This is a genomic window from Serratia inhibens, from assembly GCF_003591175.1.
GTDB lineage: Bacteria > Pseudomonadota > Gammaproteobacteria > Enterobacterales > Enterobacteriaceae > Serratia > Serratia inhibens.
Genome location: NZ_QYYG01000002.1, coordinates 440,661 through 457,947 on the forward strand (window position 1 = coordinate 440,661; position 17,287 = coordinate 457,947).

The following is a 17,287-nucleotide window of genomic DNA, read 5'->3' on the forward strand; positions in this document are numbered from 1 at the left end:
CCGTTGAATCAGGCAAGAATTGAATCAAATCCGGCAAGCGCTCCGCACCTTGTTCCGGCGATACTGTTCGCCATCGAGACATCGTCTTGGCCCTTATCCATTACACAGGTTCAATTATGAAAAACGTTCTGATAATCAACACGCACCAGCTATACGAAGGCATGTCTTCAGGCGGCTTGAATGCGACCCTGCTCGGCGTGATCCGCGACGAGATGGAAACGCGCGGCCATAAAGTGCAGCAGACCGCCATCGAGCAAGGTTACGATATTGCCGAAGAGGTGAGAAAGCACCTCTGGGCCGACATCATCATTCTGCAATCGCCGGTTTACTGGTTCGGCACCCCCTGGATCTACAAAAAGTATGCCGACGAAGTCTTTACCGCCGGGTTGATGCAACAAAGCATGCTGGTTGATGACGGCAGAACCCGCCAGGACCCGGACCGGCAATACGGCAGCGGCGGAAAAATGCAGGGCAAAAAATACATGCTGTCGTTAACCTGGAACGCCCCGCAGCAGGCATTTGACGATAATAATCAGCAGCTCTTCGCCGGCAAGTCCGTCGATGACATCTTCGTCAGCAATACCGCCAATTATAAATTCTGCGGCGTCGATATCGTTCCCGCCTTCTCGTGTTTCGACGTGATTAAATCACCGGACATCAGCAATGACATAGAACGGCTGAAACAGCACCTGACGAACGTATTCGGCTAAGCAACGCCGCATTTCCCGCTTCATCATTTTCGACCGCTGGCGATCTCTGCCGCAATCCCCGCTTAAGGCAACTTAAGCGGGCTTTTTGTTTTCAGGCCCCTTCCCCCTTTCAGCCTCACCAGAAGAGAGCAGCCTTTCGCCAAGAAAATCGATAAAAACTCGCAGCTTAGGCGCCAGATATTTACTGGACGGCCAGATGACCCGGAACGTCCCCTGGTGCTCGGTGCAACTCTCCAGTACCCTGCACAGCTCGCCGCGCCGCAACGCCTCTTGCACCATAAAATCCGGCAGGCAAGCGATACCCAGCCCGGCCTGGGCTACCTGCACCAGCGCCTCGGTGGTATTGCAAATCATTGTGGCCGGCAACTCCGTCAGGACTTCGCCCGGCAATAGCCGCAGCGGCCAGGGCTCAAACCGCCCTGTGGTGGGGAATTTATGCTGCAGGCAGGCGTGGCCGAGCAAATCTGCGGGTTTCTCCGGCACGCCGCGCCGTTTTAAATAGTCCGGCGACGCCACCAACACCAGTTCGAAAACGCCCAACCGGCGGGATACCAGCCGTGAATCGACCGGTTCGCCGGTGCGCACCACCGCGTCAAACCCCTCTTCAACGATGTCGACCAGACGGTCGGAAAAATCCACGTCCAGCTCGATATCCGGATACCGATGCATAAAAGCCGTCAGCACCGGCATCATCAGCCCGCTGACCAGCGGCAGGCTGATACGCAGCTTGCCACGCGGCGCGGCCCGAGTGTCCGCCAGTTCAAGCTCGGCGGCGGCTATCTCCGCCAAAATGCGGCGGCAGCGTTCAAGAAACAATGCGCCTTCGGCTGTCAACGTCACGCTGCGGGTGCTGCGGTGAAACAAGCGCACTTCCAACCGTTCCTCCATGCGTGCCACGCTTTTACCCACGGCGGAGGACGATACGCCCAATTGCCGACCGGCATCAGAGAAACTGCGCGTTTCCGCGACCTGAACAAACGCCAGAATACCGCTGAGACTGTCCATGATGTCCTCTGTTATTTTGGACGTTTTTGTCCGATATCTATGGAAATTTAGCCTATTTTTCTTCAGTGCGGGAGGGATTATGTTGATGGCTATGCAGTGATAACGCTGCGCAGCCCCGTTTATGGGCCTTTCCATTATGTGCAAGATGAAAACATGACGCAGATAACTTCCACCGCAGACCGCATTGAGATTCGGGTATGGCTGCAATTGCTGGCCGCCTGCCTGACCGGTATTCTTATTCCTTTGAGCTTCACCGGCCCGGCGGTGGTGCTGCCTTCCATCAGCCACTCGCTGGGCGGCACCGCCGTACAGCTGAGCTGGGTGGTTAACGGTTATATCCTCACCTATGGCAGCGCAATGATGGCCGCCGGCAGCCTGACCGACATTTATGGACGCAAGCGCATCTGGCTGCTCGGGCTGGGCGCGTTCACCCTCCTGACTCTAATGATCCCTTACTCCCCCTCGGTTGTGGGGATAGATATCCTGCGGCTGGCGCAAGGTCTGGCCGGCGCGGCCGCGTTCGCCGGTGCCATGTCATCGCTGGCGCAGACCTTCCACGGGCCGGTGCGCACCCGGGTATTCAGCCTGCTGGGCACCACGTTCGGCATTGGCCTGGCTTTCGGGCCGCTGGCATCCGGCTGGCTGGTGGTTACGGCAGGCTGGCAATGGGTGTTTATCGCCACCGCATTGATTGCCGTTGTGGGGTTTGCGCTGGTGCTGTTCGCGGCCATCGAGTCGCGCAACCCCCATGCGGCGGGGCTGGACTGGCCCGGCGCGATCAGTTTCACCGCTGCGCTGACGTTATTCACCTACGCGATCCTGCTCGCGCCGGAAAACGGCTGGCGCAGCCTGTCGGTAGCCGGTTCATTGTTGTTATCCCTGGGGGTGTTTATTGGCTTCGTGCTGATTGAACGGCGGGTGGCGCGGCCAATGCTCGATTTGACCTTGTTCCGTAGCCCCCGCTTTATTGGGGTTCAGGTACTGGCCGCCTCGCCGGCATTCTTCTTTGTGGTGCTGATCGTCATGCTGCCGGGCCGCTTTATCGGCATTAACGGGCAGAGCGCATTCGAGGCCGGCAAAACCATGATTGCCCTGGCGGCGCCCTTGCTGATAGTGCCCTTTATCGCGGCACTGTTGGCGCGGCGCTTTACCTCTGGCCTGCTCTCCGGCGTCGGGTTGCTGTTGACCGCCGCAGGATTGGCCTGGCTCGCTCATGGGTTAACGGGAAATAGCGCTAACGGCCTGATAGTACCGATGCTGTTGATCGGCACCGGTATCGGCCTGCCCTGGGGATTGATGGATGCGATGGCGGTCAGCGTGGTGGAAAAAGAGCGGGCGGGTATGGCGACCGGCATTTTCAACGCGGTACGTGTCTCAGCCGATGGCATCGCCATCGCGATTGCCGGCGCGGTGCTCGCCTTGCTGATTCAGGGTGGCCTGCTTGACGTACTGTCCGGCGCTGCCGATACGCACTCCATCACCGAAGCGGCCAACCGTGCGGCGCTGGGCGATCTCGACCATGCCGCCGCATTGCTGCCCGGCCAACGCCGGCTGACGCTGCAGATCTATGATCAGGCATTCCGCACCCTGCTTTATCTGCTGGCCGTTGGCGCAGCCGGCACCGCATTGCTGGTGTTTATGTTATTGGGCCGTTTGCATGCGCATGACGGCGCGGCACAAGAAAAGTAAACGCCAGCCGTCAGGCCCGGTGCTGCAATAAACGCTCGCTGCGATAGAAGCTAACCAGGCACCAGCCCAGAGCAATCAGCGCCAGCGGCGCGCCGACAAAGCCGATGTTGCCCATGCCCAGGTGCAGGCTGACCTGATTGCCCAACAGCGCACCGGCGCCGATACCGAAATTGTACAACCCGGAGTAGATAGACATCGCGACGTCGGTGGCATCCGGCGCCAAGTTCAACACCTTGGCCTGCATCGACAGGCCAATCGCCATGATCGCCACGCCCCATACCGCAAACAGCAGCGTCAGGTGGGTTTCATCACCGGAGGCCGGCAGCAGCAGCAGCAGGCTTAACATCAACAGTGCGATGGCGCCGATGAAAAAGCCCGACGGGAAACGCTCGCTGAAACGGCTGAACAACAGGCTGCCGAAAATGCCCGCGGCGCCGAACAGCAACAGCATCAGGGTGGTGAAGTTTTCCGACAGCCCGGCCACGGTCTGGATAAAGGGTTCGATATAGCTGTAGGCAGTAAAATGCGCCGTCACCACGATAATGGTCAGCATGTACAGGCGAACCAGCGCGGGGCGCTTAAACAGCACCGGCACGCTGGCCAGTGAACCGGAATGCTCGCTTTTCAGTACCGGCAGCAGACGCCACAGCAGCACCAACGCGAAAGTAGCGCAGACCGCAATGCCGATAAAGGTCATGCGCCAACCCAGCAACTGGCCGACGATGCGCCCCAACGGCAGGCCAAGTACCATCGCCAGCGCGGTGCCGCCCGCCAGCATGCTCAACGCGTGCGCTTTCTTGCCTGCCGGAGCAACACGAATCGCCAGCGAGGCGGTGATCGACCAGAATACCGAGTGGGCCAACGCGACCCCGGCGCGGGAAATCACCAGCGTGGTGAAGTTCCACGCCACGGCGGTCAACACATGGCTGGCGATAAACAGAACAAACACCCCGATCAGCAGTTTGCGGCGCTCAATCTTGCTGGTCAGCAGCATGCACACCAGTGAGGCAGCGGCGACGATCCAGGCGTAAATCGTGATGATCAGCCCGACCTGCTCGGTTTGCATCGAGAAACTTTGGGCGATATCGCTCAATAGCCCGACCGGAATAAACTCGGTGGTATTGAAGATAAAGGCCGAGATGGCGAGGACAACCACGCGCAACCAGGCGGTCGAGCGTGAGACGTGGGTTTGTTCCATATTTAACGGGGTCCGGACAGATGCGAGCAGTAGCGATATTTTAACCAACTGCAGTTTAAAATGCGACATGCGTCACATTTTTATTGTGCTGTATTTTTCGACAACATGCTCAGGCCGGCACCTGGCTTGTTGCTGAACAGGAACACCCGTTGCCGGTAAATCTGCCGGGTCGATCCCCGCTTCACCCTGCCTGTCTCAGTACAGGCCGTTACCACTCCCGCATGGCGAAATGCTGTGCTAATCTGTTGAACTCATACCTTTTTTTCTCACAGTATTTGATCGCCCGTCAGTCGCACCTTATTTAACGAGGACACCATGTCATTTATCTATGATTGGGCAGTGCTGCGGTTACGCGATATTTACGATCGCCGCATCACCGGCGCGCCGATGCTCGACAGCGATCGCCTGTTTCCCGATGCACAACGTTTTACCGCAGCCTGGCCGCAGATACGTGATGAGGCGCTGAGCATTGCCCAGGATCTGCGCAATATCCCGCGTTTTCACGAGATCATGAGCGAACAGGCGTCGATCTCCGCCAACGATGCGCGTGACTGGCGGATGTTTATCATGCAGGCCTATGGCCAGCCGATAACCCGCAATCTTGTACGCTGCCCGACGCTGGCCGGGCTGATCGCCACCTCACCGGACGTGCTTTCCGCCTCACTGTCCTTCCTGGCGCCCGGCAAACAGGTACCGGCGCACCGTGGCCCGTTTCGCGGCATTCTGCGCGGTTACCTGGTGCTGTCGATGCCCAAACGCGCCGACGGCGTTCCCGCTGCGGTGCTGAAAGTCGATGGCCGCGAATACCGGCTGAACGAAGGCGAATTTATGCTGTGGGATGACACCTTCGAACACGAAGTGTGGAATGACAGCGAGGAAGTGCGCACCGTGCTGCTGCTGGATATTCGCCGCCGTGATTTGTCCGCCGGCCTGCGCATGTTGTCCAGCGGCATCATCGCGCTGGTGCGGCTGAACGTGCGCTGGATCCAGCGCCAGTTTTGAATCGATGGCCGGGAGCCTCCTTGCCCCGGCTCGGCGGTTCAAACCCCGCCCAGATAGGCTTTCCTCACCTCCTGATTGCTTAACAACTCCGCACCGCTGCCGGTCAGGCGTATTTGGCCGTTGACCATCACATAGCCGCGATCGGACAGTTTCAGCGCATGGTTGGCATTTTGTTCCACCAGAAACAGCGTCATGCCGCCACGGGTCAGCTCGCGCAGAATACTGAAGATCTGTTTGACGATAATCGGCGCCAGGCCCAGGCTCGGTTCGTCCAGCAGCAGCAACTTCGGCCGGCTCATCAGAGCACGGGCGATGGCCAACATTTGCTGCTCGCCACCGGACATGGTCATCGCACGCTGGTTGCGCCGCTCCTTCAGGCGCGGGAACAGATCGAACATGCGCTGCAAATCTTCATCCACATAGCGGTTGCCGAGGGTAATGGTGCCCATCAGCAGGTTTTCCTCCACGCTCATATCCGGGAAAATACGCCGCCCCTCGGGGGCCTGGGCGATGCCGCTACTGGCCACGTAATGGGTGGAACGCCGGCTGATATCCTCGCCGCGAAACAGGATCTGCCCGCCGCTGATGCGCGGCTGGCCGAAAATCGACATCAGCAGCGTGGATTTCCCCGCGCCGTTGGCACCGATCAGCGCGACCGTTTCCCCTTCGTTCACCTGCAACGACACCTGTTGCAACGCCTGGATCGGGCCATAAAACACGTCTACGTCGCGAAACTCCAACATCGCATTGCTCATCCCGCCAGCTCCTCTTCATCCGCGCCAAGGTAAGCGGCGATCACCGTATCGTTATGCTGAATTTCTTTCGGCGTGCCTTCGGCGATCACGTCGCCGTGATCGAGCACGATCACCCGATCGGAGATCTCCATCACCATGCCCATGTCGTGTTCGATCAACAGCACCGTAATGCCGTGATGCTGGCGCAGAAAACGGATAATACGGCTCAGCGTCGCCGTCTCTACCGGGTTCAGCCCGGCGGCCGGTTCGTCGAGACAAATCATCTCCGGCGTGGTGCACATGGCGCGGGCGATTTCCAGCCGCCGCTGCTGGCCGTAGGACATTTCCCCCGCCAGCCGGTTGGCGCAGTCCGTCAGCTCCACCACCTCCAGCCAGTAGAAGGCGCGGTTCAGCGCGTCGTTTTCCGCCCGGCGATAACCGGGCGTATTGAGCACGCCGGCGATCAAATTGCGGTTGCTCAGCATGTGCTGGGCCACCAGCAGATTCTCCACCACCGACATCTCGCGGAACAGCCGGATATTCTGGAAGGTGCGCGCCAGCCCGGCGCGATTGACCAGATGGGTGCCGCCGAACATTTTATAGTAGACGCGCGAACCGAGCCGCTTTGGGTTAACCCAGTCGCCGGCGCGGAATTTCTGCCCCAACACCTGGATAACGTCGGTCGGTCGCTTATGGGTATTGAGCAGGATCGCGCCGCCGGTAGCGCGGTAGAAACCGGTCAGGCAGTTGAACACCGTGGTTTTTCCGGCACCGTTAGGGCCAATCAATGCGGTGATGGAACCGCGTTCAACCGACAGATTCACGTCGTTCAGCGCCTTGATGCCGCCAAAATGCATCATCAGATGCTCAACCCGCAGGATAGCGTCGCTCATGGCACCACCCCCTTGCGCGGCGCAAAGCTGGTGCGGCTGATACGGACCAGCCCGCGCGGCCGCCAGATCATCATCGCCACCATCAGCACGCCGAACAGCAGCACCCGGTATTCGGCAAAGCTGCGCAGCAGTTCCGGCGCCACCGTGAGCACAAACGCCGCCAGCACCACGCCGATGGTCGACCCCATGCCGCCCAGCACCACGATCGCCAGGATCAACGCCGACTCAAAGAAGGTGAACGACGTGGGATTGACGAACCCCTGATAGGTGGCGAAAAACACCCCGGCCAGACCGGCAGTGGAAGCGCCCATCATAAAGGCCGACAGCTTCACCAGCACGTGGTTCAGGCCCAGCGAACGGCAGGCGATTTCATCCTCGCGCAACGCCTCCCAGGCGCGGCCAATCGGCATACGCGTCAACCGGTGTTTGATGTACAACACCAGCAACACCACCAGGAACAGCACCGCATAGATAAAAATAAACTTCAGGTTGGGGTTGTAGGCAATACCGAGAAATTCGTGGATCGGCACGCCGCCGTCCTTCGCCCGCCGGCCAAACTCCAGGCCGAAAAGGGTCGGTGCCGGCACCGAAACGCCGTTCGGCCCGCCGGTCAGCGACATCCAGTTATTCAGCACCAGCCGGATGATTTCACCGAACCCCAGCGTGACGATCGCCAGATAGTCGCCGTGCATGCGCAACACCGGGAACCCCAGCAACGCCCCTGCCAGCGCAGCCATCAGCGCCCCCAGCGGCAGCATCGCCCAGAACCCCAGCCCGAGATACTGGTAGCCCAGCGCCAGCCCGTAGGCACCGATGGCGTAAAACGCCACATAGCCCAGATCCAGCAGCCCGGCCAGCCCAACCACGATGTTCAGCCCCAGCCCAAGCAACACGTAAATCAGCCCCAGTATCGCCACCGTCAACAGATATTTGGTGGCGACGAACGGGAACAACAACGCAATCACCGCCATCAGCGGGATTATCCAGCGCAGGCTGGTCTTGGCCCCTATCGGCCGGACATACACCCCGTCATTGCCGCCGTCAAAGCGCGCCAACAGTTTGCGCCCCGGCGCAGTTTGCAGGAACAGGCTCAGTAGCAGCCGCCCGGTCATCACCGCGGCAATAATCCACACCAGCCGGCGCGGCTCAAAGTTAAAACTGTAGCCGTTCAGCACGATGCCAACGATCGGCCCGAACACGATCAGGGCGATCAGCCCCGCCAGCACGGCGTCCAGCAGGCTGCGTTTCACGTTCAGCCCTTGGTGAACCACTGTTTGCGACATAGTTTCCCCCTCAAACCTTAGCGACCATTGGCCGTCCAAGCAGGCCCTGAGGGCGGAAAATCAGGATCACCACCAGCAATCCGAAGGAGAAAACGTCTTTGTAATCCGAGTTCACCATGCCGGCGAACTGCGCCTCCGCCACACCCAGCAGCAGGCCGCCCAGCATTGCGCCGGGCAACGAACCGATGCCGCCCAGCACCGCAGCGGTAAAGGCTTTGATGCCGATGATAAAGCCGACGTAGAAATCGAAGGTGCCGTAGTTCATGGTGATCAACACCCCCGCCAGCCCGGCCATCGCGGCACCAATCACGAACACCAGGGAAATCACCCGGTCGGTGTTGATGCCGAGAATAGACGCCATCTTGCGGTCTTGCTGAGTGGCGCGGCAGATGCGCCCCAGCCGGGTGTGCTGGATCACGTAGGTAAGAATGGCCATACCCAGCAGGGACGCGACCAGAATAAATACCTTGGTGTAGGTAATCTGGAGAGCCCCACCGTCGAAATCGATGCGGAACACGCCATCCAGCAGCGTCGGGATCCCCTGCTGACGTGGCCCCTGGCTGATTTGCGCGTAGTTTTGCAGGATCAGTGACATGCCGATGGCGGAGATCAATGGCGCCAGGCGGGTGGAATTGCGCAGCGGTTTGTAGGCGATGCGCTCGATCACCCAGCCGTACACGCCGGTGATCACGATAGTAAACACCAGCGTGCCGAGGATCAGCAGCGGGAACGAGTGCAAACCGAAGAAGGACAGCAGCGCCAGCCCGATGGCGCACAGATAGGCGGAGATCATATACACCTCGCCGTGGGCGAAGTTGATCATGCCGATAATGCCGTAAACCATGGTGTAGCCGATGGCGATCAGGCCATAAACCGCACCGAGCGTCAGGCCGTTAATCAGCTGTTGCAGGAAGAAAACATCCATAATTTGCAGTCTCGCCTGGAGGGGCCGCAAACGAAGTCCGACGCGGCCCAAAGAGTGTATCGGAACGGATCCGCCCAATGTGCGGATCCGTAACCAGTATTTCTCCAATGGATTTCAAGTGGCAGCCAACAACGCTGCCGCTTGAAAGACGCAGGAGAAAATTAGAGTTGGTGATATTTCCCTTTGTCGTCCCACTGATAGACCACGTAATCCGATACTTTCAGGTCGCCTTTCTTATCCCAGGCCTTTTTGCCCATCACGGTATCCACGTCGTGCGATTTCAGCCATTCGCTGGCCTTGGCGCTGTCTTTGCCACCGGTCGCGCTGAAGGCGGCGGCAATCGCCTGGATGGAAGCGTAGGAGTAGAGGGTGTAACCTTCCGGCTCAAAACCGCTGGCGCGGAACTTGGCGATGACCGCCTTGCCTTCCGGGATTTGGCGCGGATCGTTGCCGAAGGTCATCAGCACGCCGTTGGTGTACTGCGGCCCGCCGGCAGCGGTCACCAGCTCTTCGGTCACCACGCAGTCACCGGAGAAGAACTTCGCGGTCACGCCCTGCTCGCGCATCTGGCGCACCAACGGCCCGGCTTCCGGATGGCAGCCGCCGAAATAGACCACGTCCGGTTTGACCGAAGCGATTTTGGTCACCAGCGCGTTAAAGTCTTTTTCGCCGCGCGACAGCCCTTCATACAGCACTTCTTTCACGCCGCGCTTGTTCATCTCCGCCCTGGCGGCGTCCGCCAGCCCCTGGCCGTAGGTGTCTTTATCGTGGATCACCGCAATGCGTTTGGCCTTCAGGGTGTTCAGCATGTAGTCGGTGGCGATCACCCCCTGCTGATCGTCACGGCCGCACATGCGGAACATGTTGGTCATGCCGCGCTCGGTAATTTGCGGGTTGGTGGAGCCGGGGGTGATGGCGATGATGCCGGCCTCGTCATACACCTCCGAGGCAGGCATGGTGGAGGATGAGCAGAAGTGGCCGACCACTGCCGAAACCTTGTCCTGATCGACCAGCCGGTTGGCGACAGAAACCGCCTGTTTGGGCTCGCAGGCGTCATCCCCTTGCACCAGTTTGATTTTTTCCCCTTTGATCCCGCCGGCGGCGTTGATATCCGCCGCCGCCTGCGAGGCCCCACGCCAGTACTGATCGCCATAGGTCGCATTCGGCCCGGAGAACGGCCCGGCGACGCCGATAACGATATCGGCCTGAGCATAAAAAGCAGAACCTAAACAACCGATAAGCAGAGCAGCGAGCGGACTTTTAATGAATTTCGATGACATTGTTGTTTTCCTCAGCACTGTTTTAGCAGAACGCCCAGAGGCGCGGAGCAATCACTTTATGTGTAGACGGGGAAAATAATTTGCGCGAGAGCGCAGTCGCATTACCCGCATTTAGGTAAGCAAAAATCCAGCCATTGTGACGGCCAATACATATTTTCCGATTATTCATCCTACATATCAGTGGGAAAATGGGGGCGTTCTCCGGCATCAGGGGGCTGAGCGGGGACGAGCGCGCTACCGCGGCAGAGGAATTTTTTTGCCATTCAGGCTCGTCGGGAATGCCCTTTCAGACACTCGCACCATAAGCGTGCAATGGCCGGTGCAAGGACAATGGCAGGAATTTTCTGATGATAAACCCCGCAAATGAACAGGATTAGTGCTGAAAAACGACGCAACATGCTCATTCTGACAGCAAACGCGCTTTTTCATCACTTTAGTGCTTTGACAAACCCACAACACCCCGCTATTATTCGCCCCGTTCACACGATTCCTCTGTAGTTCAGTCGGTAGAACGGCGGACTGTTAATCCGTATGTCACTGGTTCGAGTCCAGTCAGAGGAGCCATATTAGAGAAGCCCGCTTAAGGAAACTTAAGCGGGCTTTTTGCTTTTTGACGCCGCGCTGGCGACGTTGAAAATATAGCCTTTGTCGTTCTTCAAATGCTTTCAGCCAGGAAGCAACATAATTTTCATGCTGTCCCTCTCCAACAATGCCCAAATACGCCATAGGGAACGCGCTTCCCAACTCGGCAATGAACACTTCAAACGCATACCCTTCACTGCCAAACTTGCCTGTAATTTCACGGTTAAATCGGTTTGTACCCACGTGTAAGTATCCCGTTTAACCGCACCATTCACTTTTAGCAATCTTCCGACCTACTGATTATTAGCCGACAATCTGATCTCAGGCCTGATTTAACACAATGCTCGCCACATAACTTCATAATAAAATTCAATAAAATATTATGTGATTGTAAGTCGCAGGGATGTTGACTGAATAACCTTGCAAAGCTGGAAGTGTTCGACGAGCTTGTACCCTCATTGGCCGCTTAATGCGAAAGAGCCTTTTTTTAGTGCCCCATCCCTTGCCATAGCTATCAAAGATAAAGGTTGTATCTGTCTTCATATTCCCGCGCAGGAACTGTAGTCGTTTTTAAGTCTGTGTATGAAATTCAAGCCCTTTCATCTCCTGTTTAATACCGTTTCCTTTACCGGGACTACTCAGCAGCGGAATAGAGTCCGATGCTAAAGGGCTTCATAGGTATAAGTGATCTGTAAAACATAGCGACAACAGAATCGATTCTATATCCAGGGACTCATCGGCATTTCGAATCTGATAATTCCCTTTAATATAGGTTTTTATCCAAATTACTCAATCAACACAATAGCAAACCCAATTATAGTGGTACCAACGGCATCATACGTCGCAATCTGGCCGTTTGGCGCGAAGGAAACAAACGGATTTCCCTGACCGGAGCTACCGAGCACCGCATGCCCATGTGGCGTTACAGCCAATGCATCACTTGGGACACCAATTTCATTAAGCGGCGGAGTCGTTCTGGACTGCGCCACAGGATAATCGCCGCTGTTCCAACCAGTTGTATGCCATTTCCCGTCACTTCCCAGCCATTGAACTGAGAAATTAAATACATACCCACCTTTATTATTTACTGTAATTTTCTGTACTTGCCTCATAATATTCACCTATATTTTTAATTTTACAATAAAAGTACATTTATTTATGCAGTAGCATGAGTTTATAGCTCGTGCTTCACTGAAGCGTATCAGAGTTATTTTATTTAGCAACACATCCACACTTAAATTATCAATTACTAAGCTAATTAAAGAATGCAAAATAATAATAGTCTAAAATTAGGCCACACCCATTAATTACATAACCTCTGGTAAAACAGTCGAATAAAGGAGGCACTAATAAAGTGTGGGGTAGTGGTTTTTATGCCGCCATAGCTGAGGGATATGCGAGTTACGCCAATTTAGCCACCGAGAGATATTAAGAGCACCCTATTTATTTGTAATGTTAGAATTAAAAAACACCTCCTGTCGTTTAACGACATCAACTATCCCTACCGTAACCACAAGAACTCACTCAGCATCTGATAATTAAATTTAAAATCACTCCTCATTTTCACTATAAAATGGAAACGCAGTATACAAACAGCCATTTCAATACAAATTATTTTCAATTTGAAATCATAAGTAATTATATTACATATTCATTCTAATTTAAAAACCTTGGTTTATTTGATAATTAAAATCATGCTCAGTATTATTGGACATTACTCTTCAGCGATAAGCGCTACCCCTTGTGAAGAACGAGGGTCTCCTTAAAATGCTGCAGCAGAAAATCGACGTACAGACGGATTTTCGGCAACTGCTGGCGGTCCGCAAACGTAAGAATATGCACCGGTTTCGCCAAGGGTTGATACTCCGGCAGCAGAGGTATCAGCCTGCCCTGGCGCAAATCCTCGGCCAGCAGTACCTCCGGCTGCATTAAAATTCCCAGCCCGTTTAACGCGGCGCTGCGCAGGGCCTCGCCATTATTGACCGCCATAACGATATTTACCGGCACTTTGATCAGTTTACCGCCTTGCTGCAGTGACCATTCACTGCCCGCCAGTGGGTGGGCAAACCCCAGGCAACGGTGATCGGTCAACTCTTCCGGGTGAACAGGCGTACCGGCGCGTTCCAGATAGGCGGGAGAGGCGCAGATGACCGAACGATACGCAGCCAGCCGGCGGGCGACCAACGAATTCACATGCTCCAGTTCACCCACTTTAATCATGACGTCGATCCCCTCCTCCGCCATGTCCATCGTCTTGTCACTCAGCACCAGATCCAACGTCATCTCAGGCCAGGCGGTGAGAAACCGTGCGGTGACCGGGGACAGTGCATGTACCCCAAATGAAACGGGGCAAGCCACCTTCAATCTTCCTCGTGGATTCTGGTGCAATGCCAACGCGACCGACTCGGTATCCTCAATATCGGCTAAAATGCGCCGACAACTCTGATAATAAGCACTTCCGAAGTCAGTAAGGCTCTGCCTGCGCGTCGTTCGGTTCAGCAGGCGAACGCCGAGATGTTTTTCCAGCGCTTTAATATGCAGCCCGACCATAGTGCCGCTCAGCCGCATTTCATCGGCAACTGCACTAAAACTGCCGCGTTCCACCACGCGCACAAACACCGACATGCTTTCCAGTTTGTTCACAATTACCAAGTTTTTCTTGTTAAAGATTAAATTATAACGCTGTTTATCAACTCCGGTTAGCGAGTTTTAATAAAACCTCACTCAGACAGGAGAATGAAAATGGTGACGAATCCAGAGCTGCGCGAACGGGGTTTAGCGTTGTTTACCGAGTTGTATGGCAATGGTGCCGGGGAAGCATTACGCCAGGATATGGCCGACCTGTGCCCCGACTTTACTGATATTTCAATAGAATGGGCGATGGGCGGTATCCTTTCGCGACCCGGCCTGGACGCCATGATCCGGGAACTGGTCGTGGTCGCTTCCTGCGTCACCCTGGGCCATACCGTTCCGCAGCTGCGCGCACATACTCAGGCGGCGCTGAATGCAGGGGCCAGCCGTGAACAAATTATTGAGGCCATCCTGCAATTGTTGTTTTATGCCGGGGGAGCGGCGGTACGTAATGCGTTGGTTAATGTGCGCGATATTCTGAATGCCCCACCGCATGGCGGCAAATAAACGCCGGCCTGAAGAATGTATGCATGTGGAGCTCCTCAGTCTTTCCCCATCGGCGCCGGCAAGGCGCCCTTTTTAGGTATCAAGAAAAGCCGTTCCCTTTGCTGACGACGTCACCGCACCACGGCTCTTTTGCTTTTTGCGCTTACCGTTTGGAACAACATCCAAACTATTCCCAGCACTACCACGCACGCCCCTACCCATGCAGTGCTCACCAAGCCCGTGATTTCCAAAGCAATCCCTCCCAGAATAGAACCTAAGGCAATGCCGCCGTTAAACCCGGCGATATTCAGGCCCGACGCCACTGCGGGCGCCTGTGGCGCATGTTCATGGGACAAGCCTATCACCCGAGCCTGGAGCGCAGGCACCGCTGCGTAGGTCAAAGCGCCAAGCAAGCCGATAAGTATCGCCATGAGCACCACCGATACGGCTGACGCCCCTATGGCAAGCAATACCACGGCCAGCCCAACCAATATGATCATCACCGCATAATCCGCACCTTTACGATCGGTCAGCCGCCCGCCCCAAACGTTCCCGATTGCCGCCATCACGCCGTATCCGAGCATCAATAAACTGCCGGTGCTTTCATGGACCTGAGTGACGTGCAACAAGATGGGCGAGATATAGGTATAAAGCGCGAACGAACCGGCATAGGCCAATACGGTAATCCCGGCGCCGGCCAGGAGACGCGGGTTGAACATCGCCTTAAGGCCGTCCAGAGCGTTGGCCTGGTTCGAAGCATCATGGTGGTCAGTCGGCATGAGTACCAGCAGGCCCAGAAAACCAATCGCACCGCTGACGGCAACAGCCATGAAAATCACCGGCCAATTGAAAAGACTGCCAAGATAAGTCCCCAAAGGCACCCCAAGGGCCAAAGCCAGCGTCAGGCCGCCAAAAACGACAGCAACAGCGGCACCAGCACGGTCACGCCCGACCAACTGCGTCGCTACGCTGGAGGCGACGGCAAGAAATACGCCGTGGCCCAACCCTGAAGCGAAGCGAGCTACCAGCATCGGCGTCAGCGAATCCGACAGGCTCACGATGGCATTGCCCAGGGTAAACAATGCCATCGCTACCAGTAACAATCGCTTTCTTGGCCAACGCGTGGCAAGTGCAGTCAAACCCGGCGCGCCAATCACCGCCCCCAAAGCATAGGCCGTCACCGCTGTCCCTACCTGGCTGACGCTGGTATGAAGATCTTCAGAAATATTGGACACCAGACCTATGGTGACGAACTCGGTGAACCCCAAAGCGAAGGCACAAAGCGCAAATACGTATATAACGAAAGGCGTTCGTTCACTCATGCTTTATTTCCCCCATCGGCATCGGCGGCTTCTGCCGGCCCTTTTCTGTCATGAGGGGTCAATACGAACAAGATGCGTTTTGTCATTTCTTGATTCCTTTGAAATAAATGCGCGTGGCCCCGGCTATCGCCTTGAGCAACACAGACCGGGCGAACCTCATCAAATGCCATCCTGGATGATTTGATTTGCACTGCAAAGTGTCTAAAATTGACAAACACTTTCCCCAAAAAAGGCCAAATCCATTGCGCAATGACGATCTCGCCGTCTTTTTGCATGTGGTCGACCGCCATAGCTTTTCGGCTGCGGCACGGGACCTGCAAATTTCCCCGAAGGCTGTCAGCAAACAGATTGCGAGGCTGGAAGGCGCGCTTGGAACCACCCTGTTTGAAAGGAATACGCGTAATTTACGTATTACGGACGAGGGGCGCGCCATTGCAGAAAGGGCCCGTGTAGCCTTATCCGTGCTTGATGAAGTTAAAGAATTGGCTCGGGGCGGCAGCCGGGAACTGACCGGTAATATACGTCTGACCGCCCCAGCGCCTTTCGGGCGGAAATTTGTCGCGGCGGCGATCACGGATTTCAGCCGGTTGCATCCCAGAGTGGGGTTTGATTTACGCTTGTCTGATCAAATTCAGGATCTGTATAGCGGTGATTTGGATCTGGCGATACGCATGGGGGAATTGGCCGACTCGCGGCTGCTTGCTCGCCGGGTGGCCGATAACCGCCGTATCCTGGTCGCGTCCCCCGCCTATATCAAAGCGCATGGCAGCCCTCAAAGCCCCGAAGCGCTGAAAAACCATAATTGCCTGGTGTTTGCCTACCCAGGGTTATTGCAAAACACCTGGCGGATACAAAAAAATGGCCTTGAAGAGGCGATCGTTATTGACGGCACGCTAAACAGCGACAATGGCGATGTGTTACATGAATGGTGCCTTGCCGGGTTGGGCATTTCCCTGCGTGAAACCTGGGACGTTCACGAAGAATTACGCAGCGGTCATCTGATACGCGTGCTGACCGACTGGGAAGGCGTAGCATCGAAAATAAGTCTCGTCCGGGCGCGAAGAGAGCCTGTACCGCACAGACTCACCGCCTTCAGTGATTTCTTGCTTGAACGGTGGCGGCTGGCCCCCTGGGATGACGCATGACTGCACATGCAGGAAGCCGCCTATTACGTTTCCTGCCCCATTACGGTCCCTTGTTAACCGTCGTTTGCCTTTCGTCTATTCGCAGACCTCATTTGTACCAACCTGCGTGTACAAGTTTCCCGAAGGGACCCATTGTGATTGCCGTTCCCAATGGATTGGCCAGCCCCATGCCCCAGAGGAACATAATCATGGACAGGCTATACCAACCCAGACCTGGCGCTTCCGGCCCAATCAGCAGCAGGCTCCCACCCAATAACGCGGTGAGAATGCCTCCCGAGGTAATGATTTGCGGGCCATAGCGGTGCGCCAGGCGCGGTGCCGCCATCCCTCGATCTTCTCCTGAGCATCTTCCAGTGACAGGAACCAGTGCACATTCAGACATTCATCACGAAGGCTGCCCCT

16 protein-coding genes, 1 tRNA gene and 3 pseudogenes are annotated in these 17,287 nt (G+C 56.2%); 6 read left to right on the forward strand and 14 right to left on the reverse strand.

Features of this window, described 5'->3' with window-relative positions; genetic code table 11:
• The first annotated feature begins 116 nt into the window (after nt 1-116).
• Complete coding sequence (locus tag D4100_RS11130; RefSeq protein ID WP_119804373.1) at nt 117-710, forward strand: NAD(P)H-dependent oxidoreductase; 594 nt, start codon at nt 117-119, stop codon at nt 708-710.
• A 72-nt stretch (nt 711-782) separates the two neighbouring features.
• On the opposite strand, the gene D4100_RS11135 is transcribed toward D4100_RS11130, so the two are convergent.
• A complete protein-coding gene (locus tag D4100_RS11135) occupies nt 783-1,715 on the reverse strand; it encodes a LysR family transcriptional regulator (RefSeq protein ID WP_119804374.1) in 933 nt (310 codons plus the stop codon).
• Between the two features lie 153 nt (nt 1,716-1,868).
• On the opposite strand from D4100_RS11135, the gene D4100_RS11140 reads away from it, so the two are divergent.
• Entirely contained in the window at nt 1,869-3,404 is a 1,536-nt protein-coding gene (locus D4100_RS11140) for an MFS transporter (RefSeq protein ID WP_119804504.1), read from the forward strand.
• Between the two features lie 10 nt (nt 3,405-3,414).
• Here the strand turns inward: D4100_RS11140 and D4100_RS11145 are convergent, their stop codons facing one another.
• On the reverse strand, nt 3,415-4,602 hold the full coding sequence (locus D4100_RS11145) for a sugar transporter (RefSeq protein WP_119804375.1): 1,188 nt from the start codon (nt 4,600-4,602) through the stop codon (nt 3,415-3,417).
• Nucleotides 4,603-4,917: 315 nt separating this feature from the next.
• On the opposite strand from D4100_RS11145, the gene D4100_RS11150 reads away from it, so the two are divergent.
• A complete protein-coding gene (locus tag D4100_RS11150; protein ID WP_119804376.1) occupies nt 4,918-5,604 on the forward strand; it encodes an aspartyl/asparaginyl beta-hydroxylase domain-containing protein in 687 nt (228 codons plus the stop codon).
• A gap of 38 nt (nt 5,605-5,642) precedes the next feature.
• Here the strand turns inward: D4100_RS11150 and D4100_RS11155 are convergent, their stop codons facing one another.
• From D4100_RS11155 to D4100_RS11175, 5 genes are all read right to left on the reverse strand, one after another.
• On the reverse strand, nt 5,643-6,359 hold the full coding sequence (locus D4100_RS11155) for an ABC transporter ATP-binding protein (protein ID WP_006319835.1): 717 nt from the start codon (nt 6,357-6,359) through the stop codon (nt 5,643-5,645).
• Nucleotides 6,356-7,231: an ABC transporter ATP-binding protein gene (locus D4100_RS11160; RefSeq protein ID WP_006319836.1), complete on the reverse strand. Its 876-nt coding sequence runs from the start codon at nt 7,229-7,231 to the stop codon at nt 6,356-6,358. The genes D4100_RS11155 and D4100_RS11160 overlap by 4 nt, the downstream gene beginning before the upstream one ends.
• The gene (gene livM, locus D4100_RS11165) at nt 7,228-8,514 is read right to left on the reverse strand and encodes a high-affinity branched-chain amino acid ABC transporter permease LivM (protein WP_006319837.1); all 1,287 of its coding nucleotides are present in this window, start codon (nt 8,512-8,514) and stop codon (nt 7,228-7,230) included. The genes D4100_RS11160 and livM overlap by 4 nt, the downstream gene beginning before the upstream one ends.
• A 10-nt stretch (nt 8,515-8,524) precedes the next feature.
• Nucleotides 8,525-9,439 carry an ABC transporter permease subunit gene (locus D4100_RS11170; protein WP_006319838.1) on the reverse strand — a complete coding sequence of 305 codons (915 nt, stop codon included), beginning with the start codon at nt 9,437-9,439 and terminating at the stop codon, nt 8,525-8,527.
• Between the two features lie 161 nt (nt 9,440-9,600).
• Nucleotides 9,601-10,719: a branched-chain amino acid ABC transporter substrate-binding protein gene (locus tag D4100_RS11175; RefSeq protein WP_006319839.1), complete on the reverse strand. Its 1,119-nt coding sequence runs from the start codon at nt 10,717-10,719 to the stop codon at nt 9,601-9,603.
• Between the two features lie 488 nt (nt 10,720-11,207).
• On the opposite strand from D4100_RS11175, the gene D4100_RS11180 reads away from it, so the two are divergent.
• Nucleotides 11,208-11,283: transfer RNA gene (locus tag D4100_RS11180), tRNA-Asn, on the forward strand.
• 26 nt (nt 11,284-11,309) lie between these two features.
• Here D4100_RS11180 and D4100_RS11185 read toward each other — a convergent pair.
• From D4100_RS11185 to D4100_RS11200, 3 genes and pseudogenes are all read right to left on the reverse strand, one after another.
• A pseudogene (locus D4100_RS11185) lies at nt 11,310-11,535 on the reverse strand (zincin-like metallopeptidase domain-containing protein); the annotation flags it as partial.
• A 551-nt stretch (nt 11,536-12,086) separates the two neighbouring features.
• The gene (locus D4100_RS11195) at nt 12,087-12,413 is read right to left on the reverse strand and encodes a hypothetical protein (RefSeq protein WP_006319841.1); all 327 of its coding nucleotides are present in this window, start codon (nt 12,411-12,413) and stop codon (nt 12,087-12,089) included.
• A gap of 622 nt (nt 12,414-13,035) precedes the next feature.
• On the reverse strand, nt 13,036-13,944 hold the full coding sequence (locus tag D4100_RS11200; protein WP_119804505.1) for a LysR family transcriptional regulator: 909 nt from the start codon (nt 13,942-13,944) through the stop codon (nt 13,036-13,038).
• Nucleotides 13,945-14,043: 99 nt separating this feature from the next.
• On the opposite strand from D4100_RS11200, the gene D4100_RS11205 reads away from it, so the two are divergent.
• Nucleotides 14,044-14,439, forward strand: a complete 396-nt coding sequence (locus D4100_RS11205) for a carboxymuconolactone decarboxylase family protein (protein WP_119804377.1) — start codon at nt 14,044-14,046, stop codon at nt 14,437-14,439.
• Between the two features lie 110 nt (nt 14,440-14,549).
• Here D4100_RS11205 and D4100_RS11210 read toward each other — a convergent pair whose 3' ends face one another.
• Complete coding sequence (locus D4100_RS11210; RefSeq protein ID WP_119804378.1) at nt 14,550-15,740, reverse strand: MFS transporter; 1,191 nt, start codon at nt 15,738-15,740, stop codon at nt 14,550-14,552.
• Entirely contained in the window at nt 15,737-16,015 is a 279-nt protein-coding gene (locus D4100_RS25795; RefSeq protein WP_199685686.1) for a hypothetical protein, read from the reverse strand. The genes D4100_RS11210 and D4100_RS25795 overlap by 4 nt, the downstream gene beginning before the upstream one ends.
• On the opposite strand from D4100_RS25795, the gene D4100_RS11220 reads away from it, so the two are divergent.
• A complete protein-coding gene (locus tag D4100_RS11220; protein ID WP_119804379.1) occupies nt 15,983-16,885 on the forward strand; it encodes a LysR family transcriptional regulator in 903 nt (300 codons plus the stop codon). The two genes, D4100_RS25795 and D4100_RS11220, sit on opposite strands and share 33 nt — an antisense overlap.
• A gap of 115 nt (nt 16,886-17,000) precedes the next feature.
• On the opposite strand, the pseudogene D4100_RS11225 reads toward D4100_RS11220, so the two are convergent.
• Together D4100_RS11225 and D4100_RS26110 are read right to left on the reverse strand one after the other, a co-directional pair.
• Nucleotides 17,001-17,213, reverse strand: a pseudogene (locus D4100_RS11225) (Bcr/CflA family drug resistance efflux transporter); the annotation flags it as partial.
• Nucleotides 17,204-17,284, reverse strand: a pseudogene (locus tag D4100_RS26110) (integrase core domain-containing protein); the annotation flags it as partial. The pseudogenes D4100_RS11225 and D4100_RS26110, both read right to left, overlap by 10 nt.
• Between the last annotated feature and the right edge of the window lie 3 nt (nt 17,285-17,287).